Annotated in this window: 22 protein-coding genes; 8 read left to right on the plus strand and 14 right to left on the minus strand. The window is 66.9% G+C overall.

The window, feature by feature from the left end; genetic code table 11:
• Positions 1 to 11 precede the first annotated feature (11 nt).
• From ACSFA8_RS01155 to ACSFA8_RS01175, 5 genes are all read right to left on the minus strand, one after another.
• Positions 12 to 1145, minus strand: a complete 1134-nt coding sequence (locus ACSFA8_RS01155; RefSeq protein ID WP_435477690.1) for an extracellular catalytic domain type 1 short-chain-length polyhydroxyalkanoate depolymerase — start codon at positions 1143 to 1145, stop codon at positions 12 to 14.
• 13 nt (positions 1146 to 1158) lie between these two features.
• Positions 1159 to 1584, minus strand: coding sequence for a CopG family transcriptional regulator (locus ACSFA8_RS01160; RefSeq protein ID WP_435477691.1), 426 nt, complete (start codon positions 1582 to 1584; stop codon positions 1159 to 1161).
• 56 nt (positions 1585 to 1640) lie between these two features.
• A complete protein-coding gene (locus ACSFA8_RS01165) occupies positions 1641 to 3587 on the minus strand; it encodes a TRAP transporter large permease (RefSeq protein WP_435477692.1) in 1947 nt (648 codons plus the stop codon).
• Positions 3584 to 4243, minus strand: a complete 660-nt coding sequence (locus tag ACSFA8_RS01170) for a TRAP transporter small permease subunit (RefSeq protein WP_435477693.1) — start codon at positions 4241 to 4243, stop codon at positions 3584 to 3586. The genes ACSFA8_RS01165 and ACSFA8_RS01170 overlap by 4 nt, the downstream gene beginning before the upstream one ends.
• A gap of 115 nt (positions 4244 to 4358) precedes the next feature.
• Entirely contained in the window at positions 4359 to 5468 is a 1110-nt protein-coding gene (locus ACSFA8_RS01175) for a TRAP transporter substrate-binding protein (RefSeq protein WP_435477694.1), read from the minus strand.
• A gap of 179 nt (positions 5469 to 5647) precedes the next feature.
• Between ACSFA8_RS01175 and ACSFA8_RS01180 the strand changes: the two genes are divergently transcribed.
• Positions 5648 to 6064, plus strand: coding sequence for a rhodanese-like domain-containing protein (locus tag ACSFA8_RS01180; RefSeq protein ID WP_435477695.1), 417 nt, complete (start codon positions 5648 to 5650; stop codon positions 6062 to 6064).
• A gap of 19 nt (positions 6065 to 6083) precedes the next feature.
• Here ACSFA8_RS01180 and lysM read toward each other — a convergent pair whose 3' ends face one another.
• The gene (gene lysM / locus ACSFA8_RS01185) at positions 6084 to 6554 is read right to left on the minus strand and encodes a peptidoglycan-binding protein LysM (RefSeq protein ID WP_435477696.1); all 471 of its coding nucleotides are present in this window, start codon (positions 6552 to 6554) and stop codon (positions 6084 to 6086) included.
• Between the two features lie 161 nt (positions 6555 to 6715).
• On the opposite strand from lysM, the gene ACSFA8_RS01190 reads away from it, so the two are divergent.
• Positions 6716 to 7489, plus strand: coding sequence for a type III pantothenate kinase (locus tag ACSFA8_RS01190; RefSeq protein WP_435477697.1), 774 nt, complete (start codon positions 6716 to 6718; stop codon positions 7487 to 7489).
• A 141-nt stretch (positions 7490 to 7630) separates the two neighbouring features.
• Here the strand turns inward: ACSFA8_RS01190 and ACSFA8_RS01195 are convergent, their stop codons facing one another.
• The 3 genes from ACSFA8_RS01195 to argE form a co-directional block, all read right to left on the minus strand.
• Complete coding sequence (locus ACSFA8_RS01195; RefSeq protein ID WP_435477698.1) at positions 7631 to 7951, minus strand: hypothetical protein; 321 nt, start codon at positions 7949 to 7951, stop codon at positions 7631 to 7633.
• Between the two features lie 85 nt (positions 7952 to 8036).
• Positions 8037 to 9266: a DUF445 domain-containing protein gene (locus ACSFA8_RS01200; RefSeq protein WP_435477699.1), complete on the minus strand. Its 1230-nt coding sequence runs from the start codon at positions 9264 to 9266 to the stop codon at positions 8037 to 8039.
• A complete protein-coding gene (argE, locus tag ACSFA8_RS01205; RefSeq protein WP_435477700.1) occupies positions 9266 to 10477 on the minus strand; it encodes an acetylornithine deacetylase in 1212 nt (403 codons plus the stop codon). The genes ACSFA8_RS01200 and argE overlap by 1 nt, the downstream gene beginning before the upstream one ends.
• A 155-nt stretch (positions 10478 to 10632) precedes the next feature.
• Between argE and ACSFA8_RS01210 the strand changes: the two genes are divergently transcribed.
• The 3 genes from ACSFA8_RS01210 (at position 10633) to ACSFA8_RS01220 (ending at position 14252) form a co-directional block, all read left to right on the plus strand.
• Positions 10633 to 11838 (plus strand): glycerophosphodiester phosphodiesterase, encoded by a 1206-nt coding sequence (locus ACSFA8_RS01210; RefSeq protein WP_435477701.1) that lies wholly within the window; start codon positions 10633 to 10635, stop codon positions 11836 to 11838.
• 114 nt (positions 11839 to 11952) lie between these two features.
• Positions 11953 to 13155 carry a M20 aminoacylase family protein gene (locus ACSFA8_RS01215; protein ID WP_435477702.1) on the plus strand — a complete coding sequence of 401 codons (1203 nt, stop codon included), beginning with the start codon at positions 11953 to 11955 and terminating at the stop codon, positions 13153 to 13155.
• Positions 13152 to 14252 (plus strand): M14 family metallopeptidase, encoded by a 1101-nt coding sequence (locus tag ACSFA8_RS01220; RefSeq protein WP_435477703.1) that lies wholly within the window; start codon positions 13152 to 13154, stop codon positions 14250 to 14252. Before ACSFA8_RS01215 ends, ACSFA8_RS01220 begins: the two co-directional genes overlap by 4 nt.
• On the opposite strand, the gene ACSFA8_RS01225 is transcribed toward ACSFA8_RS01220, so the two are convergent.
• Positions 14242 to 15366, minus strand: a complete 1125-nt coding sequence (locus ACSFA8_RS01225) for an ABC transporter substrate-binding protein (RefSeq protein ID WP_435477704.1) — start codon at positions 15364 to 15366, stop codon at positions 14242 to 14244. The two genes, ACSFA8_RS01220 and ACSFA8_RS01225, sit on opposite strands and share 11 nt — an antisense overlap.
• Before the next feature lie 50 nt (positions 15367 to 15416).
• Here ACSFA8_RS01225 and ACSFA8_RS01230 point away from each other — a divergent pair, with 50 nt between their 5' ends.
• Genes ACSFA8_RS01230 through ACSFA8_RS01240 form a run of 3 tightly spaced genes read left to right on the plus strand, consistent with a single transcriptional unit; the run spans position 15417 to position 18872 of the window.
• Positions 15417 to 17480, plus strand: a complete 2064-nt coding sequence (locus ACSFA8_RS01230) for a molybdopterin-containing oxidoreductase family protein (RefSeq protein ID WP_435477705.1) — start codon at positions 15417 to 15419, stop codon at positions 17478 to 17480.
• Positions 17477 to 18586 (plus strand): aminopeptidase, encoded by a 1110-nt coding sequence (locus ACSFA8_RS01235; RefSeq protein WP_435477706.1) that lies wholly within the window; start codon positions 17477 to 17479, stop codon positions 18584 to 18586. The genes ACSFA8_RS01230 and ACSFA8_RS01235 overlap by 4 nt, the downstream gene beginning before the upstream one ends.
• Positions 18579 to 18872: a polyhydroxyalkanoic acid system family protein gene (locus ACSFA8_RS01240; protein ID WP_435477707.1), complete on the plus strand. Its 294-nt coding sequence runs from the start codon at positions 18579 to 18581 to the stop codon at positions 18870 to 18872. The genes ACSFA8_RS01235 and ACSFA8_RS01240 overlap by 8 nt, the downstream gene beginning before the upstream one ends.
• On the opposite strand, the gene ACSFA8_RS01245 is transcribed toward ACSFA8_RS01240, so the two are convergent.
• The 4 genes from ACSFA8_RS01245 to ACSFA8_RS01260 form a co-directional block, all read right to left on the minus strand.
• A complete protein-coding gene (locus ACSFA8_RS01245) occupies positions 18869 to 19123 on the minus strand; it encodes an acyl-CoA-binding protein (protein WP_435477708.1) in 255 nt (84 codons plus the stop codon). The genes ACSFA8_RS01240 and ACSFA8_RS01245 overlap by 4 nt on opposite strands.
• A 26-nt stretch (positions 19124 to 19149) precedes the next feature.
• The gene (locus tag ACSFA8_RS01250; protein WP_435477709.1) at positions 19150 to 19968 is read right to left on the minus strand and encodes a tetratricopeptide repeat protein; all 819 of its coding nucleotides are present in this window, start codon (positions 19966 to 19968) and stop codon (positions 19150 to 19152) included.
• A 22-nt stretch (positions 19969 to 19990) separates the two neighbouring features.
• The gene (locus ACSFA8_RS01255) at positions 19991 to 20662 is read right to left on the minus strand and encodes a TetR/AcrR family transcriptional regulator (protein ID WP_435477710.1); all 672 of its coding nucleotides are present in this window, start codon (positions 20660 to 20662) and stop codon (positions 19991 to 19993) included.
• 67 nt (positions 20663 to 20729) lie between these two features.
• Complete coding sequence (locus ACSFA8_RS01260) at positions 20730 to 21227, minus strand: phasin family protein (protein ID WP_435477711.1); 498 nt, start codon at positions 21225 to 21227, stop codon at positions 20730 to 20732.
• Between the last annotated feature and the right edge of the window lie 32 nt (positions 21228 to 21259).

The raw sequence follows: 21259 nt of genomic DNA on the forward strand, positions 1-21259 counted from the left end.
CCGCTGAAGCGTCAGCGGCCGCGCGGGTGCGCGAGAAAGAAGCGCAGCATTTCCGCACTCGCGTCGACACCGTTCGGTTCGGTGTAGCTGCCCTGGCTGCTGCCGCCGGACCAGGCGTGGCCTGTGCCGTGCAACAGCCAGTGTTCGACCGCGTTGCGGCCATCACTGGCCGGGTAGTCGGAGCGCGTGAAGGCGCGGCCAGCGGCCGAGCGGCCTGCGGAGATCTCGCCGCCGCTGGCGTCGCCACCGCGCGCCGCGCTCACCACGGCTGCGCCATTGCGCGGGTGCACGGTCGAATCCGCATCGCCGTGGAACACGATCACCGGCGGCATCGCGCCGTTGCCTTGCGGCTGGCGGGCCACGCCGTTGCGCATCGCGCCCAGTGCTGACATCACGTCGGTGGCCGCGCCGGTTGGCAGGCCCGAATGCACGCCGACCGCGGCGAACAGTTCGGGGTAGCAGCGGCCCAGGATATCGGCCATCGCACCGCCGGCCGACAGGCCGGCAACGTAGACGCGCGCCGGATCGATCCCCTCGCTTGCCATCACGAACTGGGTCAGCGCCGCCAGCAATGCCGGCTCGCCGCGGCCGCGCTGCTGGTGTTGCGGCTTGAACCAGTTCCAGCAGCCCTGCGCGTTGGCATGCTGCGTCTGTGCCGGGTAGAGCACCGCGAAACCCTCGGCGCGCGCCAGATCGTTCATGCGCGTGCCGGCGGCGAAATCGGCCGGGTTCTGGGTGCAGCCGTGCAGCATCAGAACGAGGGGCATCGGTGTGGCCGTCGCGCCCGGCGCACGCGGCGGCAGGTAAAGCTTGTAGGCCAGTGTGCGGCCGCCGTGGGCAAAGCTGCCGTCGCGCCATTGCTCGGGTCCGGCTTCGCCGACGTCGGCGGGTTCGGCCGGCTCGACGTACTCGAATTCCACGTCGGCGTCGTCCGGGGTCGTGTCGAGCACGCGGACTTCGGCCTCGATCACTTCGGCTTCGTGCGCAGCATGGACGGGCGCTGGCGCGGGCGCGGGTTGTGGGCGATCTGTCTGTGGTCTGCCGATGTGTAGCGCACGCTGGATCGCCTCGGTTGCAGCTTGCACGCTGCCGTTGCGGGTGAGCCGGGTGGCTTCTTTCATCAGGCGTCGGAAAAGGGGGTTCATGCGGAATTTGCTTTCAATGGATTCGGCCGGCCAGCGCGGCCTTGACCGCTGAGCTGGCCTGCAGTGCGCCGAGCACGGTGATGGACTGGATCGTGGCCAGCGCGAGTTCGGGTGGCACATCGGTGGCGATGCTGGCCAGCCCGAGCACGCGGATGTCGAGGGACTGGCCGGCCGCTCGTGCCGCCTCGAGATCCGCGACGCCGAAGCTCTGCAGCCCCAGCACAAGCGTTTTCCGGGCCACCACCTGCTTCACCGCGTCGCTGTGCGTGGTGAGCTGGTTGCGGATCGCAGTCCGGATGAAGTCAGTGCGGTTCGAATAGAAACCTTCGGCAACGAGCAGGTCGATCTGCCCGAGATCGACGTAGCCGAGATTGATGGTGATCTTTTCGGCCTCGGGCGGCCTGGCGCGCTGGACGGCGGGAAGGATGGAAGTTGACATGCCACCATCCTATCACCATCCAGGTGGATGGTGTTGGGATGGTTATTGGATGGTTTTCAGCCGTAGAGGTATTTCGGCAGCCAGAGCGTGAGGCCTGGCCAGATGTACATGAGCACCATGCAGAGAATCACGATCAGCATGTACGGCATCATCCCCGCGAAGATTTGGTTGAGCGTCACATGCGGCGGCGACACCCCCTTCAGATAGAAGGCCGACATCGCGACCGGCGGCGACAGGAACGCGGCCTGCAGGTTCACGAACACCAGCACGCCGAACAGCAGCGGGTCGATCTGGAAGTGCGCCAGCAGCGGCAGAAAGATCGGCACGAAGATCACGATGATCTCGGTCCACTCAAGCGGCCAGCCGAGCACGAAGATGAGGGCTTGCGAGAGCAGCAGGAACTGCAGCGGCGTCAGGTTCATGCTCAGCACCCATTCCTCGATGATTCGCTGTCCGCCCAGCAGCGCGAACACGGCCGAGAACAGCGCCGAGCCCACGAACAGCCAGCACACCATCGAGGTGGTCTTGAGCGTGAGGAACACCGCCTCCTTGGTCTTCTGGAAGTTGAGCGTGCCGGCCTGCCAGGCCATCAGGAAGGCGCCGGCCGCCCCCACCGCGGCGGACTCCGTGGCGGTGGTGATGCCGAACAGGATGACGCCCAGCACCACCAGAGTGAGCGTGGCGAGCGGCATCACCGACGACACCAGCATGCGCAGGATCTCGAATTGCTCCGCGTCCATGCGCCAGTAGTACCAGGCCAGCAGCGCCAGTGTGAACAGGCTGGCGAGCAGGAAGCCGGTGTAGAAGGCCTCGGGCACCGCGGCGGTTTTCGGCGCGTCGACGGCGTCGCCGAGCTGCTGCAAGCCACTCTCTGAAGCCGGGGCCGCAGCCGTCTCGCTGCCAGGCGGTTCTTCCACGCCGCCGGGCGGCTCCTGCAGGCCGCCGTCCGATCCGGCTTCCTTCGGCGCGTCGTCGGAAGGCGGCTCGGCAAGGCCGGTGCCGCTGCCGGGAGAAGAAGATGAGGACGCCTCGGGCAGCGTCGCGGCCGCTCCCGCAGTCTTCTGTGTCGTCTGCTGCTGCTCCGCCACCGGCGCGTTGCTGTCCTTCTGCGAGTAGATCGTCACGTACCACCACACCGACCCCAGCGTCGCCGCGGCCAGCGCCAGTGGCACCAGCGCTGTCGAAAGGTTGCGCAGCAGCAGCCACCAGGACGCCTTGACGCCTTCGACGCTGCCGCGCAGCGCGCGCCCGGGCGCCAGCACCGCGACCGCCAGCGCCGGCAGCAGGCGCGGCGAATAGCTGGCCGCGATGTGCGCCACCCAGGGCGAGATCGGCGCGCGCTGCTGTTCGGGCGGGAGCCTGGGCGCAACCTTCGGCTGCAGCACGGCCCAGCCGATCACGTAGATCAGGTACAGAAAGGCGAGAAAGAAGCCCGGGAACATCGCCGCCGCATACAGCTTGACCACCGACTGGCCGGCCACCGCCGCGTACACGATGATCATCACCGAGGGCGGAATCAAGATGCCCAGCGTGCCGCCGGCCGTGATGACGCCCGCCGCCAGCCGGGTGTCGTAGCCGGCGTTGAGCATCGGCCGCATCGCGATCACGCCCATCAGCACCACCACGGCACCGACCAGCCCGCTCGCAATGCCCCAGAAGGTGCAGATGATCAGCGTGGTCACAGCGAGCGAGCCGGGCACGCGGCGGAACGCCAGCTGCACGCTGTGGAACATCTTGTCGACCAGCGCGCCGCGCTCCATCACATAGCCCATCAGCACGAAGAGCGGAATGGACAGCAGCGTCTCGTTGGTCATGGCGCCGAAGGCGCGCTGCACCATCAGGTCGAACACCTTGTTGTCGAGCCAGTGCGCGCCCGGGTCGTAGAAGGCGATGAAGCCGAAGAACATGCCCAGCCCCATGAGCGTGAACGCCGTGGGAAAGCCCAGCATGATCACCACCACGATCAGGCCGAGCATCAGCATGCCGAGTGCCGGCTGGCTCATTGGGAAACTCCTGCGTTGCGCTGCTGGGCCGCCTGTTCGATGTCCTTCGCCTTGCCGATCACCTCGAGCTTGTCGGCTTCATCGACGTAGCTGCTGCCTGCGAGTTGGTCGCCCACCACATCCATCTCCTGGGCGTCCCTCAACCGCGGCGACCACGCACCCGTTTTCAGGCACAGCACGCAGCGCACCATCTCTGCCACCCCCTGGATCAGCAGCACCAGCCCGGCCACCGGGATCACGAATTTGAAGGGGTACAGCGGCAGCGGGTCGGCGTTGAAAGTCTGCTCGCGCATCGCGAGCGACTCGTTGAAGTAGGTCCAGCCGGACCAGCTGAGCGCCACCACGCCGGGCAGGAAGAACAGCGCGAACAACGCCAGGTCGAGCGCGGCCTGCGTGCGCGGCTTCATGCGGCCGTAGAAGAAGTCGCCGCGCACATGGCCAGCCTGGGCCAGCGTGTAGGCGCCACCCATCATGAAGAGCGTGCCGTAGAGCATGTTGTTGGCGTCAAAAATCCAGGCGGTGGGCGCGTTGAGTGCGTAGCGCTTGAAGACTTCGCCGCAGACCACCAGCATCAGAACCACGATGAGCCATGCAAAGGTCTTGCCCACGACCATGCTGAACCGGTCGACGGCGTGGAGAAAGCGTTGGACGTTCATGTTGTTGTGACCGAGTCCATTCGTGAAACACCGCGGAACCGGCTCAGCCGGGCCGCTGGTGTTGCCCCCTGCAAGGGGGTGGGCGAAGCGACACGAAGTGCGCGAAGACTGGGGGTCAGGCCTTCTTCTTGCTGAAGTAATGGTTGTAGGCCATCTTGAAATCGACGCTGTAGTCGTTCTGCCACTGCAGCGCCTGCTCGGCGAACGCTCTCTGCGAATCGAGCACCTTCTTGAACAGCGGGTTCTCGCCGGCTTTTTTGGCCGTGATCTTGTCCCACGAGGCGAGCTGCGCGCGCAGCACCGCATCGGGCGTCTTGTAGAACTTGATGCCCTGCTTCTTCATGTCGGCATAGTCCTGCGAGTTGCGCTGAACCGCCTTCCAGCTCATGTCGGCGCTGGCCGCCTGCACCGCGTAGTCGATGATCGACTTCAGTTCCTGCGGCAGCGCGGTGTACTTGGGCTTGTTGAACAGGATCTCGAACTGTTCGCCCGACTGGTGAAAGCTCTGCAGCATGCAGTTCTTCACCACGTCCGGGAAGCCCAGCACGCGGTCGCTGGACGCGTTGTTGAACTCGGCCGCGTCGATCAGGCCGCGGTCCAGCGCCGGCACGATCTCGCCGCCAGCCAGCGGGTTCACCGCGGTGCCCATGTCGGTGAACACGTCGACCGCGAGGCCTACGGTCCGGAACTTGAGCCCTTTCATGTCCTCCACCTTGGCCACCGGCTTCTTGAACCAGCCGAGCGGTTGCGTCGGCATCGGGCCATAGAGGTACGACACCGTGTCCATGTTCAGGCTCTTGTAGATTTCATCGAGCAACGCCTTGCCGCCGCCGTAGTAGTGCCACGCCAGCACGGTGTTGGCGTCCATGCCGAAACCGGGGCCCGAGCCCCAGAGCGCGAGCGCCGAATTCTTGCCGTAGTGATAGGCGACCACGCCGTGCCCGCCGTCCAGCGTGCCCTTGCTCACCGCCTCGAGCAATTGGAAGGCCGGCACCACCGCGCCGGAGGGAAGCACATCGATCTTCAGGCGGTTGCCCGCCATGTCGTTGACCTTCTTCGCGAAGTCCTGCGCGTACTCGTGGAAGATGTCCTTGGCTGGCCAGGTGCTCTGAAAGCGCAGCGAGGTTGTCTGCGCCATGCTGATCATGGGAGCGGACATAGCGCCGGCCGCCACTGCCGCGCCCTTCAACAGGCTGCGGCGGCGGTTCGGTGTGTTCTCTGTCATTGCGTTGTCTCCGTTGTGGTGCCTGGAAAATCCAGAGCTCCATCTTTGGCACGTGAAGATGCGCTACACAGAGGGTTTCCACGAACGGTTGAAAATTGTGTCGTGAATCGGGCTGTTTCTCACTGAGGACAACCTGACGAAGAACCCGTCACCATTTCGACCGAAGGACCGCTCCGACCATGACTCCCCCCGAATTCCTCCCCGCCGACGGCTACGCCGGCGACATCACGCCCGCCCAGGCTGCCCGGTGGGTGGCCAGCGGCGCTGCCGTGCTGGTCGATGTGCGCAGCGACGCCGAGCGCGAATGGGTGGGCTATGTGCCGGGTGCGGTGTCGCTGGCATGGAAGCAGTGGCCCGGCATGGCGCTGAACGCCGGTTTCGACGAAGGGCTGCGCGCCGCAGTGCCGGCGGGGCAGAAGGCGCTGCTGCTGTGCCGCAGCGGCGTGCGCTCTATCGCTGCGGCCAGACGCGCGACCCAACTGGGCATCGAGGCCTACAACATCCTCGAAGGTTTCGAGGGCAACCCCGACGAAAACGGCCAGCGCGGCCACACCGGCGGCTGGCGACATCGGGGCCTGCCGTGGAAGCAGAACTAGGCTGCTTCCAGCGCCCGGTTCACTTCATCGGGGGAATGCGCAGCTTCTGGCCCGGGTAGATCTTGTCCGGGTGGCTCAGCATCGGCTTGTTGGCCTCGAAGATCTCGTTGTACTTGTTGGCGTCGCCGTAGTACTTCTTCGAAATGGCCGAGAGCGTGTCGCCCTTCACCACGTCGTGGTACTGCGCCGGGTCGGCAGCCGGCGCGGTGAGGTTGTTGTCGACATCGGTCACATTGGCCACGTTGCCGGCCGCGAGCGCGGCTTTTTCGCTGGCCTCCTGCGTGGGTGCTGCGCCCGCGAGCGTCACCTTGCCGCTCGCGCCGTCATAGGTCACGGCCAGGTTGGTCAGCCCGAGGTTCTGCTTCTCGATATAGGTCTTGATGGCCCCTGCCGCGGCGGCATTGGCATCGGCCGGCGCCGTGGCGGCCTGGGCCGACGATCCGCCGAACAGCTTTTCGCCGGCTTCCTTGATGAAACTGAGCAATCCCATGCTTCTCTCCTTGATGTTGGGAGGCTGAGGATCGTCGAATTCAGCGGCCCGGGCTGTCGGCCGGGGCGCCGTTCGCGCAAGCAAATGCAAGCGCCATTCGCCCGCCTTCAGTTGCAGATCCTCCAGCAATATCGCGGCGCAAGGTCAGCATAATCCGCCGCATGGCATTTCTCGCGATCGATATCGGCAACACGCGCCTCAAGTGGGCCATGTACGAGGCGCCGCGTCCCGGCGCCGCCTTGCTGGGGCACGGGGCCGAGTTCCTCGACCACATCGAGCGTTTGGCCGAGGGCCCGTGGGACGGGCTGCCGCAGCCCGGCGCGATGCTCGGCTGCGTAGTGGCCGGCGACGCGGTGCGCCGCCGCGCCGAGGAGCAGGTGACGGAGTGCTTCGACTGCACCGCGCGCTGGGTGGTTTCGACCACGGCCGAAGCCGGCATCGTGAATGGCTACGACCACCCCACGCGGCTGGGCGCCGACCGCTGGGTGGCGATGATCGGTGCGCGGCACCGCATGCTGGCCGAGGGTCCGGCGCGGCCGATGGTGGTGGTGCTGATCGGCACGGCGGTCACGGTCGAGGCGGTCGACGCGCATGGCAAGTTCCTGGGCGGCCTGATCCTGCCGGGCCACGGGATCATGCTGCGCGCACTGGAGTCCGGCACCGCCGGCCTGCACGTGCCTACCGGCGAAGTGAGCGACTTTCCGACCAACACCAGCGATGCGCTCACGAGCGGCGGCACCTACGCAATCGCCGGCGCAGTCGAGCGCATGGTCGAGCACGTGCGCAAGCACTGCGGCGCCGAGCCGGTGCGCTACATGACGGGCGGTGCGGGCTGGAAGATGGCGCCATCGATGGTGTCGCCATTCGAGCTGGTCGACAGCCTGATCATGGACGGGCTGCTGGTGATTGCGCAGGAGCGGTTGCTGGCGAATTGAACCGTTTTGGCCTTGGTGGGAGCGCCCGGTGTGCGGTACGGGCTGTCCGACCCTGCTGCGCCGGCCCTTCGGGCTGCCCTGCGGTGCTCGCGTTTTGCGGGGTCTCGCAGCACCCCGGGGGTACGACTGCGTACCGAAGCCCTATGCCGACTCGGGCCCCCGACGAAGCACTTGTTGCGACGCCTGGCGCAGGCTCAACACCCACAGGCGTGCGTGCCGCTGCTCCTGGTTTTCGAAGCGTTCGGCAAAGCGCCGGATCGTGGGGCGTTCGATCGCGGCCATCGTCATCCAGTCGGTGCTGCGGAAACCCTCCGAGTCGACGCTGCGGCCGACCAGCGCGGGCCGCAGGGCCATGATCCATTCGGTCGGGATGCGCGGGTCGCCATCGAGCATGCGCAATGCGATCTTGGCGGCTTTGGGCGTCAGCGCATCGATCTTGTGTACGTGAAAATCCAGGTCCATTGGCAGGCCTTTGTCGATACAGAAGGATACAACTGGCCTGCACGATCGTGCAACTACGCCGGAAGTACTCTGGCGCCCGCGCCGCTCAGGCTCGCGCCCACTGCGTCGCCGCGTGGATCAGCAGGCCGACCAGCCCACCCACCAGCGTGCCGTTGACGCGGATGAACTGCAGGTCCCGACCGATGTGCCGCTCCAGCTCGTCGGTCATCTCGTCGGCGTTCCACTGGCCCACGCGCTCGACGATGTAGACGCGGATGTCTTCGCGGTAGCGCTCGATGGCCAGCGGGGCTGCGGCCTCGATCTGCTCGTTGATCCAGTGGCGGATTTCGACATCGGCCTGCAGCCGCGTGCCGAGCGCGCTGGCGAGTTTCGCGATGCGCTGCGCGATGCTGGAGTCCGGCCGCGCGAGGTCGTCGTGCAGCCATGCCAGCAGTTCGCCCCACAGGCCGTGCAGGTAGTCGCCCAGCGCCGGGTGCGCCATCAGCTCGGCGCGGATCTCTTCGCCGCGCTGCTGGAACGCCGGGTCAAGCTGCAGCCGCGCGATGAAGTCGGCCATGAAGCCGTCGAAGCGCGCGCGCAGCGGGTGGCCGGGCTCGGCCGCGAGCTCGGCGACGCTGTTGGCGACGGCAGCCACGATCTTCTTCGTGGCCATGCGTGCGGCCACCTGGTCGAGCCCGACGTAGCGCAGCGTCCTGATCTCGCGCGCGATGGCTTCGGTGATCTGCGCCTGCGCGGTTTCGCCTTCGAGCAGTTCGGCTACCTGCGCCAGCGCTTCGTCAAGCAGCGCCTGGTGCCGGCCGCCCGCGGTCAGTGCCTCCAGCGCCCGGCCGGCGACGCGCGAGATGTCGACCTGCGCCAGCCCCGCGCTTGCGGTGCGGCCGAGGAAGTCGCGCACGCGCGCATCGTCGAACGCGCTCAAGCCGTAGCGCGCCGCCATCACGCCCCAGCCTCCCATCCTTTCGGCGCTGGCCGGGCGTGCGAGCCAGTCGGCGAGCCGGCCCGCGGCATCGAACTCGCGCAGCTTGGCCAGTACCTGCGCGGTGCTCAGGAAGTTGTTGCAGATGAAGCCCGCGAGCTTGGCGCCGATGCGATCCTTGTTGCTCGGGATGATGGCCGTGTGCGGAATCGGCAGGCCGAGCGGATGGCGAAACAGCGCCACCACGGCGAACCAGTCGGCAATGGCACCGACCATCGCGGCTTCGGCAAACGCCGCGAGATAGCCCCAGCCCGGATGCGGAAAGCGCCCCTCCATCGCGATGGCCAGCGCATAGAGCAGCGCCGCGCCGCACAGCAGGCCAAGCGCGATGCGCTTCATCAGCCGATCTGGGGTGCGCTGGCCAGGCCCTGCAGAAAAAGCTCGCAGCGCGCCAGTTGCTCCAGCGTCACATACTCGTCGGGCTGGTGCGCCTGCTGGATGCTGCCGGGGCCGCACACCACGGTCGGGATGCCGGCGTTCTTGAAGATGCCGGCTTCGGTGCCGAACGCGACCTGCGTCACGCCCGACTCGCCCGACAGGCGCTGCGCCAGCCGCGTGACCGGGTCGCTCGCCGAGCCGAGGAAGCTCGGGATTTCGCAGATGGTCTCGAACTTGAAGCCGGCCTCGGGCGCGAGCCTTTTCATGGCGGGCTCCACGCGGCTGGCGTAGGCCAGCACCTCCTTTTGCATCGCCGCGGCGTCGGCGGTCGGCAGGTTGCGGAATTCGTAGCGGAACTCGGCGTCGCGCGGCACCACGTTGTCGGCGATGCCGCCGTGGAACTGGCCCACGCTCGCGGTGCTGAACGGCACGTCGAAGCCTTCGTAGCGCACCTCGTTCTGCTCGAAGCCCTCGGCCATGTCGCGCACCTTGCCGACCACGCGCGCGGCCATCTCGATGGCGTTGACCGATTGCGGCGTGAGCGACGAGTGCGCTTCCTTGCCGCGCACGCAGCACCTGTAGCGGTACACGCCCTTGTGGGCGATCGCCGGGATCATCAGGGTCGGCTCGCCGATGATGCAGGCCACCGGCTTGACGTTGGCGTCCTTCATGTCGGCGATCAGTTCCCTCACGCCGAAGCAGCCGACCTCCTCGTCGTAGCTGAACGCGAAGTGCACCGCAAACGGCGACGCGCTTTCAAGGAACAGTTCGGCGTTGGCCACCGCGATCGCGATGAAGCTTTTCATGTCGGCCGAACCACGGCCGTACAGGCGTGGTTCGACGCGTTCGATCTCGCCGTCCTGGCCGGCGGCCTCGGGCCAGGCCTGCACGCTGGCCGAAAGGGGGTCGACGGTCCACTCCTGCCCGTCCCAAGGCACCGTGTCGGTGTGGCCCGAGACGATCACGCCGGCCGGCTTGCCGGCGCCGAGCGTGGCGAACAGGTTGGCCTTCTTGCGGTCGGCGCTGCGCGTGATGCGGCTGCGCACGCCGAGTCCGGCCAGGTGGTCTCGCACGAAGTCGATCAGCTCCAGATTGCTGTGCGCGCTGACGGTGTTCATGCGCACCAGCGTCTGCGCAAAACTGAGACTGCGGCTGGAGAGAATGTGTGACATGCCGTCATTCTCCCGGAAGTCCGGGCTGTGCATCGGCGCTGTCGAACATGCAACGAGATGTTTGCGCGGCCGGCGCACTGTGACGGCGGCGGGGCAGGAAGCGGTCATGCAAGCGGGGTAGGCTCGCGACTTTCAACCCGGAGAGGAAAAGCACCATGACCTTGCCGCACGCCCGTTGCGCCCGCCACGCCCCGTCTGCCGCGGCCTTGCTCACCCTTGCCGCCTGCAGCATGCCCGGTGCGGGCCCGACGCCCCTGCTCACGCTCGACGGCCGCGCGCCGCTCGTGGTGGCGCACCGCGGCGCCTCGGGCTACGTCCCCGAAGAGACGATCGAGGCTTACAGCCGCGCGATCGAGCTCGGTGCCGATGTGATCGAAATGGATCTGGTGGTCACCAAGGACGGCGTGCTCATCACCCGCCACGACCCGAATCTCGCCTTGAGCACCGACGTGGCCACCAAGCCGCAGTTCGCATCGCGCAAGAAGACCATGCAAGTCGACGGCGAAACGCAGACCGGCTGGTTCAGCCAGGACTTCACGCTGGCCGAGATCAAGACGCTAGGCGCCATCAGCACCGACGCCGAGCGGCCGCAGCAGTTCAACGGCCGCTACAAGATCCCGACCTTGCAGGAGGTTCTGGATCTGGCCGCCGCCCAGTCGAAGGCGACCGGCCGTGCGATTGCGATCTATCCCGAAACCAAGAATCCGACCTTCTTCCGCGACATGGGCCTGCCGATGGAAGACAAGCTCATCGCCATGCTCGAGCGTGCCGGCCTCAACAGCAAGACCGCGCCGGTGTTCGTGCAGTCGTTCGAGCCGGGTAGCCTCAAGTACATGAAGAGCAAGGGCCTGAAGACCAAGCTGATCCAACTGATCGACGGCGATGGCGTCGACATGAAAACCGGCGCCATGACCTATGCCGTGCCGGTCGATCGCCCCTACGAATGGACGAAGGCCGGCGACAAGCGCAACTTCGACGTGATGGTCACGCCGGCCGGCCTGGCCGAGATCGCGAAGTACGCCGACGGCATCGGGCCGTGGAAGCGCTACATCATCAGCATCAAGGGAACCATCGGCGCCGATGGCAAGCCGGTCGACCTCAACAAGGACGGCAAGATCAACGATGCCGATGCGAGCTCGATGACGCCCACCACGCTGGTCGCCGACGCGCACAAGGCTGGCCTGTTCGTGCACCCGTTCACCTTCCGCAACGAGAACCGGCGCCTGGCGACCGACTACAAGGGCGACCCGAAGAACGAGTACCTGGCCTACTACCGGCTCGGCGTGGACGGTGTCTTCACCGACTTCACCGACACCGCGCTGGCGGCCCGCAGCGCCTGGCTGAAGGAAGCCGGCCGCTGAATTGGGCTCGCCCCCGGGCTTCGCGCACTGCGTGTCGCTTCGCCAACCCCCTACCGGGGGCAACACCTGCGGCCCGGCGAAGCCGGTTCCGCGGTGTTCTGGTAGAAAACGGGGATGAAACTCATTGATTCCCTGGTCACGCAGGCGGCCGGCATTGCCGCGGTGCGGCGCGACCTGCATGCGCACCCCGAACTCTGTTTCAAGGAGGTGCGCACGGCCGACGTGGTCGCGGCCAAGCTGACCGAATGGGGCATCCCGATCCATCGCGGCCTGGCCACCACCGGCGTGATCGGCATCGTGAAGAACGGCACCAGCAACCGTGCCGTCGGCCTGCGCGCCGACATGGACGCGCTGCCGGTGACCGAGCTAAACACCTTTGCCCACGCCAGCACCTACCCCGGCAAGATGCACGCCTGCGGCCACGACGGCCACACCGCCATGCTGCTGGCGGCCGCGCAGCACCTGGCGAAGCATCGCAATTTCGACGGCACCGTTTACCTGATCTTCCAGCCGGCCGAAGAGGGCGGCGGCGGCGCGCGCGAGATGGTAAAGGAAGGGCTGTTCGAGCAGTTCCCGATGGACGCCGTGTTCGGCATGCACAACTGGCCCGGCATGAAAGCGGGCCAGTTCGCCGTGAGCCCCGGGCCCGCGATGGCGTCGAGCAACGAGTTCACGATCACCATTCGTGGCAAGGGCGGCCATGCGGCGCTGCCGCATACGGGCATCGATCCGGTGCCGATCGGCTGCGAGATGGTGCAGGCGTTCCAGACCATCCTGACGCGCAACAAGAAGCCGACCGATGCCGGCGTGATCTCGGTGTCGATGTTCCACGCGGGCGAGGCGGTCAACGTGATCCCGAACAACGCCGAGTTGCGCGGCACGGTGCGCACCTTCACGCTCGAGGTGCTCGACCTGATCGAGTCGCGCATGAAGCAGATTGCGACGCACATCTGTGCGGCGCACGACGCCGAATGCGACTTCGAGTTCATCCGCAACTACCCGCCCACCATCAACTCGGCCAACGAAGCCGACTTTGCGCGCCGCGTGATGGCCGGCATTGTCGGCGCAGACAATGTGCTGGTGCAGGAGCCCGCGATGACCGCCGAAGACTTCTCTTTCATGCTGCTGGCCAAGCCCGGCGCCTATGCCTTTATCGGCAACGGCGACGGTGCGCACCGCGACATGCACCACGGTGCCGGCCCCTGCACGCTGCACAACGCGAGCTACGATTTCAACGACGACCTGATTCCCCTCGGCGCAACCTGCTGGGTGAGCCTGGCAGAGCAGTTCCTGAAGCCGGGTGGGGCCGCCGCATGATCGGGGTGGCCGAGGCGTTTTCTCCAGGCTACGCCGAGGCGCGCCGCAAATTCCTGCAAGGCTGCGTCGCCGCCGGCCTGAAGGTCGACACCCACCCCCATCCTCTCAAGGGCCGCGACGGCGAAGCGCTCGCGATGGACGTGGCGCTCGATGGTTCGGCCGATGCGAAGCACCTGCTGCTCGTCACCAGCGCCTGCCACGGCATCGAGGGCCATTGCGGCAGCGGCGTGCAAGTATTCGCGCTGCAAGACGCCGAGTGGCGTGACAAGGCACGCGCGGCCGGCGTCGCCGTGCTGTATGTGCATGCGCTCAACCCGCACGGCTTTTCCTACGGCCGGCGCGTGACGCAGGAAAACGTCGACCTGAACCGCAACTTTGTCGACTACACGCAGCCGCTGCCTGTCAACGAGGCGTACGCCGGCCTGCACCCGCTGCTGTTGCCGGCAGAGTGGCCGCCTTCGCCGGACAACCAGGCCGGGATCGCCGCCTGGATCGACACGCACGGCGTCGCCGCCTACCAGGCCGCGATCAGCGGCGGCCAGTACCAGCTCGACGACGGTCTGTTCTTCGGCGGCAAGGCGCCGACCTGGAGCAACCGCACCTTCCGCCAGGTGCTGCGCGCGCACGGGCAGGCCGCACAGCGGCTGGCCTGGATCGACCTGCACACGGGGCTCGGGCCCAATGGCATCGGCGAGCGCATCTTTGCCTGCCGCGACGACCGGGCCGCCTATGCGCGCGCCAACGCCTGGTGGGGCACGCCCGAGGCGCCGGTCACGTCGATCTACGATGGCTCGTCGACCTCGGCTTTGCTGACCGGCCTGATGTGCACCGCCTTTTACGAGGAATGCCCGCAGGCCGAGTACACCGCGATCGCGCTTGAATACGGCACGCAGCCGATCCTCGAGGTGATGGGCGCATTGCGCGCCGACCATTGGCTGCACGCCCATCCGGAGGCCGCACCCGAGTTGGCCGATGCCATCCACGCGCAGATGCTGGAGGCGTTCTACACCGACACCGATGCCTGGAAAGGCCAGGTCATCAGCCAGGCGCGGCAGGCGATGTTCCAGGCCGTGGACGGCCTGGCCGCTAGGTCCTGATGCGCCCGTCGCCCGTGATCATCGACAGTTCGACGAACTTCGACGCCACATGGTTGCGGGCCGAGAACGACACGTCGAAACCGCCGAACTGCTGCTTGTCGATGCCTTCCAGCCCGGCGATCAGGCTGTCGCGCGAAGCCTTGCCCGGGGCGCGCTTGAGGCCTTCGGTCAGCACCTTGGCGGCCAGATAGCCTTCCATGCTCGAGAAGTTGGCCTTGGTGTTGCCGCCGCTCTTGCGCACTGCATCGCTGAACTCGCGCGTGATGCCGTTGGCCGCGTTGTAGGGCGAGGGCACCACCTGCGTGACCACCACGCCAGCGCCTTCCTTGCCGAGCTCGTCGGCCAGCGCCTGCGTACCGACGAAGGACACGTTGTAGAACGTGCCGCCGTAGCCCGCCTTGCGCGCTTCGCGAATGAACGCGGCGCAGGCCTTGTAGGCGCCGATCTGCACCACCGCGTCGGGCCGCGTGGCAACGATCGATTTCACCGCGGCCGCCACTTCGACGGAATTGCGTTCCACCGTGGCCTGCGCCAAGGGCTTGAGATCCTGCTGCGACAGCGCCAGCGTGACGCCGTCGAGCCCGGCCTTGCCGTATGCGTCGTTCTGATAGAACACCGCGATCTTCTTCAGCCCGAGGTGGGTGAGCTGCTTGACGATCAGCGCGGTCTCGTCGTTGTACGAGGCCCGCAGATGGAAGACGTTCTTGTGGAACGGCTCGCGCAGTGCCATCGCGCCGGTGAAGGGCGCGATGAACGGAACCTTGTCTTTCACGGCCAGCGGCAGCGCGGCCAGGCTGGTCGGCGTGCCGATGTAGCCGAACAGCGCAAAGACGTCGTCGTCGATCAGCTTGCGGGTGTTGGCCGCGCAGCGGTCGGGCTCGTAGCCGTCGTCCAGAAAGCGCAGTTCGATGTCGCGCCCCGGCTGGGCGTTGTAGCCGTCGAGGAACAGCTTGGCGCCCTGGTAGAACTGGATGCCCAGCTGTGCTGCGGGGCCCGAGAACGGGGCGGATTGGCCCAGCACGATCGGCGTTTCACTTTGCGCGCGCGCGATCTGGAAGTTGCCGAGCACCGCCGCACCTGCGGCCGCAACGGAAAACTGTCTGCGATTCATCATTGAGGAAACCCCTCCACGCGCGCATGCCGCGCGCAAACTAGACTTGGCCAATGGTCATTGCCACGGCGTTATCGACAACTCCCCAAACCACGGTGCTCGGCGCCTGCCCGCACGACTGCCCGGACACCTGCGCACTTGTCACCACCGTCCAGGACGGCCGGGCGGTCAAGCTGCAGGGCAACCCGAACCATCCGCACACCGGTGGCGTGCTGTGCACGAAGGTGTCGCGCTACATCGAGCGCAACGACCACGCAGAGCGGCTCACAACCCCTTTGCGCCGGGTCGGGCCCAAGGGCGCCGGCCGCTTCGAGCCGGTGTCGTGGGACATCGCGCTCGACGCGATCGTTGCGCGCCTCAAGGCGCTGAAACATTCGGAAACTATTTTGCCCTATAGCTACGCCGGAACCATGGGTTTGGTGCAGGGCGAATCTATGGATCGTCGTTTTTTTCACAAGCTGGGCGCCTCACTGCTCGATCGCACGATCTGCTCAACCGCCGGAGGTGAGGCCTTAAGTTTTACATTGGGCGGCAAGGTCGGCATGCGGGTCGAGTTTTTTGCGGAGTCGAAGCTGATCCTGATCTGGGGCAGCAACTCGATCGGCAGCAACCTGCACTTCTGGCGCCACGCGCAAGCGGCCAAACGCAACGGCGCGCGGCTGGTGTGCATCGACCCGCGCAAGACCGAGACCGCCGACAAGTGCGACGAGCACGTCGCGCTGCTGCCGGGCACCGATGCGGCTCTGGCGCTGGCGCTGATGCACGAACTCATCGTGCACGACTGGCTCGACCACGACTACATCGCCCGCCACACGCTCGGCTGGGAGTTATTGCGCGAACGCGCACTGCAATGGCCACCGGCGCGCGCGGCCGCGGTGTGCGGCGTGCCCGAAGCGCAGATCGTGGCGCTGGCGCAGGCCTGGGGCACCACGAAGCCGGCCGCGATCCGCTTGAACTACGGCATGCAGCGCGTGCGTGGCGGCGGCAATGCGGCCCGCGCGATCGCCTGCCTGCCGGCGCTGGTGGGCGCCTGGCGACATCGTGCCGGCGGCTTGCTGTTGAGTGCGTCGGGCCACTTTCCGGTCGACCGCGCGGCGCTGCAGCGGCCGGATCTGCTGGCCGGGCGCACGCCCCGCACCATCAACATGAGCACGATCGGCGATGCCCTGCTCGACATGGCCAACCCGGTCGAAGCGATCGTGGTCTACAACAGCAATCCGGTCGCGGTGGCGCCCGATTCCGGCAAGGTGGTAGCCGGCTTTGCGCGCGAAGACCTGTTTACCGTGGTGCTCGAGCAGTTCCAGACCGACACCGCCGACTATGCCGACTTCGTGCTGCCCGCGACCACGCAGCTCGAACATTGGGACATCCACACCAGCTACGGCCACACCGACGTTCTTTTGAACCGGCCGGCCGTGGCGCCGCGCGGCGAGGCACGCAGCAACGCCTGGGTGTTTCGCGAACTGGCGCGGCGCATGGGCTTCAACGAGCCCTGCTTTGCGGACGACGACGAAACGCTGTGCCGCAGCGCCTTTGCACCCGGCACGATCGACTTTGCGCAGCTCGAGGCACAAGGGTTCACCAGCCTCGCGCTGCCCGAAGCGCCCTTCGCCGAAGGCAGGTTCCCGACGCCTTCGGGCCGCTGCGAATTCTTCAGCGCCCGGCTCGCCGCGCAGGGCCAGGACGGGCTGCCCGACCATGTGCCCAACTACGAAGTGGCCGGCAGTTCGCGCGAATTTCCGCTGGCCATGATCTCGCCGCCGGCGCGCAATTTCCTCAACTCCAGCTTCGTGAACGTGACGAGCCTGCGTGCGATCGAAGGCGAGCCGCTGCTCGAAATCCACACCGACGACGCGGCCGCGCGTGGCATTGCCGACGGTGCCACGGTGCGGGTCTTCAACGCACGCGGCGAACACCGCTGCCGTGCCGAGGTGTCGCGCCGCGCGCGGCCGGGCGTGGTGCACGGGCTCGGCATCTGGTGGCGCAAGCTCGGAATGGACGGCACCAACGTCAACCAGCTCACCAGCCAGCGCCTGACCGACATCGGCCGCGGCCCGACTTTCTATGACTGCCTGGTGCAGGTGGAAGTCGACGACAGGAGCGCGGCCGCATCATGACGCGGCGCCGCAAGGCCGCATGGCTGCTGGCCCTGGCCGCCGTCGGCGCGCTCGCGCTCACGGGCTGCAGCAACCTCGGCTACTACTGGCAGTCGGCCCGCGGCCATGTGAACCTGATGCGCGCGGCCCGGCCGGTGCCGGAGTGGCTTGGCGACCAGGCCACGCCAGCCGTGCTCAAGGCCAAGCTCGAGCTCACCCAGCGCATCCGCCGCTTTGCCGTGACCGACCTCGGCCTGCCCGACAACGCCAGCTACACCGCGTATGCCGAGCTGCATCGCAGCGCGGCCGTATGGAACGTGGTCGCGGCACCGGAATATTCGCTCACGCTCAAGACCTGGTGCTTCCCGGTCGCGGGCTGCGTCGGCTACCGCGGCTACTACGACAGCGCAGACGCCAACGCCGAGGCGGCCGCGCAACGCGCGACCGGGCTGGAGGCGGCCGTGTACCCGGTGCCCGCCTACTCGACGCTCGGATGGTTGAACTGGGCCGGTGGCGACCCGTTGCTGTCCACCTTCATCGGCTACCCCGAGGGCGAACTGGCGCGCTTGATCTTCCACGAGCTGGCGCACCAGGTGCTCTACGTGCCAGACGACACGGTGTTCAACGAGTCCTATGCCACGGCGGTCGAGCGGATCGGCGGCGCGCGCTGGCTCGCCACGCAGGCGGGGGAGCCGGCCCGCACCGAATACGCGCAGTTCGACGCACGGCGCCAGCAGTTTCGGCAACTCATGCTCGAAACGCGCCGGCAGCTGCAGCGGATCTATGAATCCAAAGAGGCGGCGGCGCACGACTGGCGGGCGGTGGATGCGATGAAAAAGTCAGCAATGGACGGTTTTCGCGAGCGCTACGGCGCCTTGCGCACCGGCTGGCCCGGCCCGCGCCAGGGCGCATACGATGCCTGGGTGGCGCGCGCCAACAATGCGACTTTCGGCGCGCAGGCCGCTTACGATGAGCTGGTGCCCGCCTTCGAGGCGCTGTACGAACGCGAGGGGCGCGACTGGCCGCGTTTCTACGCCGCCGTCAAGCGGATCGCCGTACTGCCCAAGGGCGAACGCGAGCGGGCGCTGAAGAATATTCCTCACGAGAACGGAAAGCCTGGTGTCTGACATCCACATCGAACGCAATCACACGCTCGGCATCGAGCGGGCCCGCGAAGTCGCGCAGCAATGGCTCGACCAGGTCGAGCGCGATTACGGCATGGAGTGCCGCTATTCCGAAGGCTGGGAATGCGACGTGGCGCAGTTCGCGCGGCCGGGCGCCGAGGGCACCCTGCGCGTGACGGCCGACTCCTTCGAGCTGCACATGACGCTGGGCTTCCTGATGGACGCGTTCAGCAGCCAGATCGAGGCCAAGGTATCGCGCAACCTCGACGAGCTGCTCGGCGCGGCTTAACGCAGCGACTCGATGAGATCGATGTAGCCCTGCTTGGCCGCGTCGGCGCCGAGGCCCTTGTTCGCCGTCCAGGCGTCCCATTTGGCGCGCGCCACGAAGTCGCTGAAGCTCGGCTTTTTCTCGGTGTTGTCGCCGAGCGTCGCCTGTTTGAACAGGCCGTAGATCTTCAGCAAGGTGGGGTTGTCGGGGCGCTCGGCCAGCAGCTTGGAGTTGGCTTGGGCGGCTTCGAAAAGGGCGTTCAGGTCGGTCATGCCGGGATTGTCTCAGCCTGGCGGCCTCAGTCCGAAAGACCGGCGCGCGCCAGTTCGACGTCGAGCCGGTCGCGCGCGTCGACCGGCTCGATCGCCGCGGCCCGCTGGTAGAGCCGGGTCGCTTCGGCCATGCGTGCGTCGCCATCGAGCATCAGCAAGCCGCGCCCGTACTCCATCAGCCCGCTGGCCGACCCGGGATGCAATTGCAGGCCGCGCTCGAACAGCTCGATGGCAGTGTCTGCCCGGGCACCGTAGGTCATGCGGGCCACCAGCGGGCCGACCTTGTCGATCACCTCGGCATGGAAGGCTGCCAGCGCGATGTGGGCGTCGGCATGGTGCGGCTGCAACGCGATCACGCGCTCGAGCGCGGTCTTGACCTTGCCGCCCAACCCCTGCGCCAGCGCACGCGCAACGCTGATGCCCTGGCTGTAGCGGCCCAGCGCATAGGCTTCCCAGTAGAGCGCCTGGCAGTTGTCCGGCTCGTTGCTGGCCTGCGTGGCCGCTCGCTCCGCCACCTGGCGGAACAGTGTGAGCCGGATCGCCTCGCGCGGCTCGATGTAGTTGGCATATATCGCGGTCGCCTGGTTGACCAGTGCGGAGCCTTCACGGCCATGCAGCAGGCCCACGGCAGCGGCGCGCTCGAACTCGCCGCTGTGATACAGCGCCCAGCCTTCGGCCAGCGGCCCCGGCGCAGGCGGCCGCAAGCCCTGGCCGGCATGCAGCTTGTTCCAGTGCGCCAGCAGGCTGACGGTGTCGAAGCGGGTGACATCGGAGTAGGGCAGCGGCGTCCATGGCGCTGTCATCGGGTTGGCGCCGGTGGGTGCCAACAGCGATTGAGGAGTCATGAAATTGGAGACGGGCATGGTGTCAGGCGACGGCCTCATCTTCGCTCGCGTAGGCGTCGCTCAGTGTCAGAAGATGCCGACGTTGCGCGGGCACCAGGTAGGGGGCCAGCAGGTGCAGCGTGTGCTGGCCCCCACGCAGCAGCGCGCCCTGCGCATGGGCCGGCTCGAGCGCCTCGCGCGGGTTGCGCACGTATTCGTAGCTGAGCCAGTAGGTCAGCACCACCACCATGCTCTGGGCCAGCGCGTCGACCTCCCGTGCGTCGATCTCGAGGTGGCCGGCGCGGGCCATGCCGGCCAGCAGGGTGCGAATGGCGCGCACCTTGTTCTTGAGCACGGCCTGGAAGCGGGTCTCGAGCAGGCGGTTCTTGCTCAGCAGGTCGTTCAGGTCGCGGTACAGAAAGCGATAGCGCCAGATCAGCTCGAACAGGCTGTGCATGAAGAACCAGGCGTCTTCCACGTCGTGCACGCCTTCACTGGCGTGCAGCAGTTCGTCGAGCTCGGCCTCGTAGGCCTCGTAGAGCCGGTTGATCAACTCGTCCTTGGCGGGATAGTGGTAGTAGAGATTGCCGGGGCTGATGCCGAGGTCGGCCGCAACCAGCGTGGTCGACACGTTCGGCTCGCCGAAACGGTTGAACAGGTCGAGTGCCGTCTCGAGGATGCGTTGTGCAGTGCGGCGTGGCGCCTTCTTGGCCATAACGTAGCCCCGGTTTTTGTCTCTGGGGCCACTCTAGCGCAACTGTGCTGGCGCAGGGCGACGTAGATCAAAGTTTCGGTCGCCGCCGCGAGGGCTTCTTGGCCGGGGCCTCTTCGGCCTTGCGCGTTGCTGCCGTCTTGCGCGCCGGGCGCGTTGCGCCGGCGGCCGGTGATTGCGATGCGAGCCGGGCTTCGAGTTCGGCGATGCGCGCCTTGAGCGCCTCGATCTCGGCGGCCGACGGCACGCCGATTTTTTCGAGCGCCTTCGCCACGCGTTCCTCGAAGATGTTCTCGAGCTTGCCCCATTGACCGACCGCCTTGGCGCCGAACTCGCTGGCGAAGCCGCTCATGCGGGCTTGCGCCTGCGCGAGCGTCTCTTCGGCCGCCTGCTGCGTCTTCTTCTGCATGCCGGCGCCGTCTTTCACCAGCGACTCGAACACCTTGCTGCCCTCTTGCTGGGCCTTGGCAAAGGCGCCGAGGCCGGCAAGCCAGATTTGCTGGGCGGAGTCCTTGATGCGGTCGCCAGCAGCGGCTGCCTCATCGTTCTTGGGCGTTGGCTTTTCCATGGGTTGACCTCCGGAGTGAACAGCGAAACCGC

It is taken from the genome of Variovorax nitratireducens, from assembly GCF_051216545.1.
Classification (GTDB): Bacteria; Pseudomonadota; Gammaproteobacteria; order Burkholderiales; family Burkholderiaceae_C; genus Variovorax.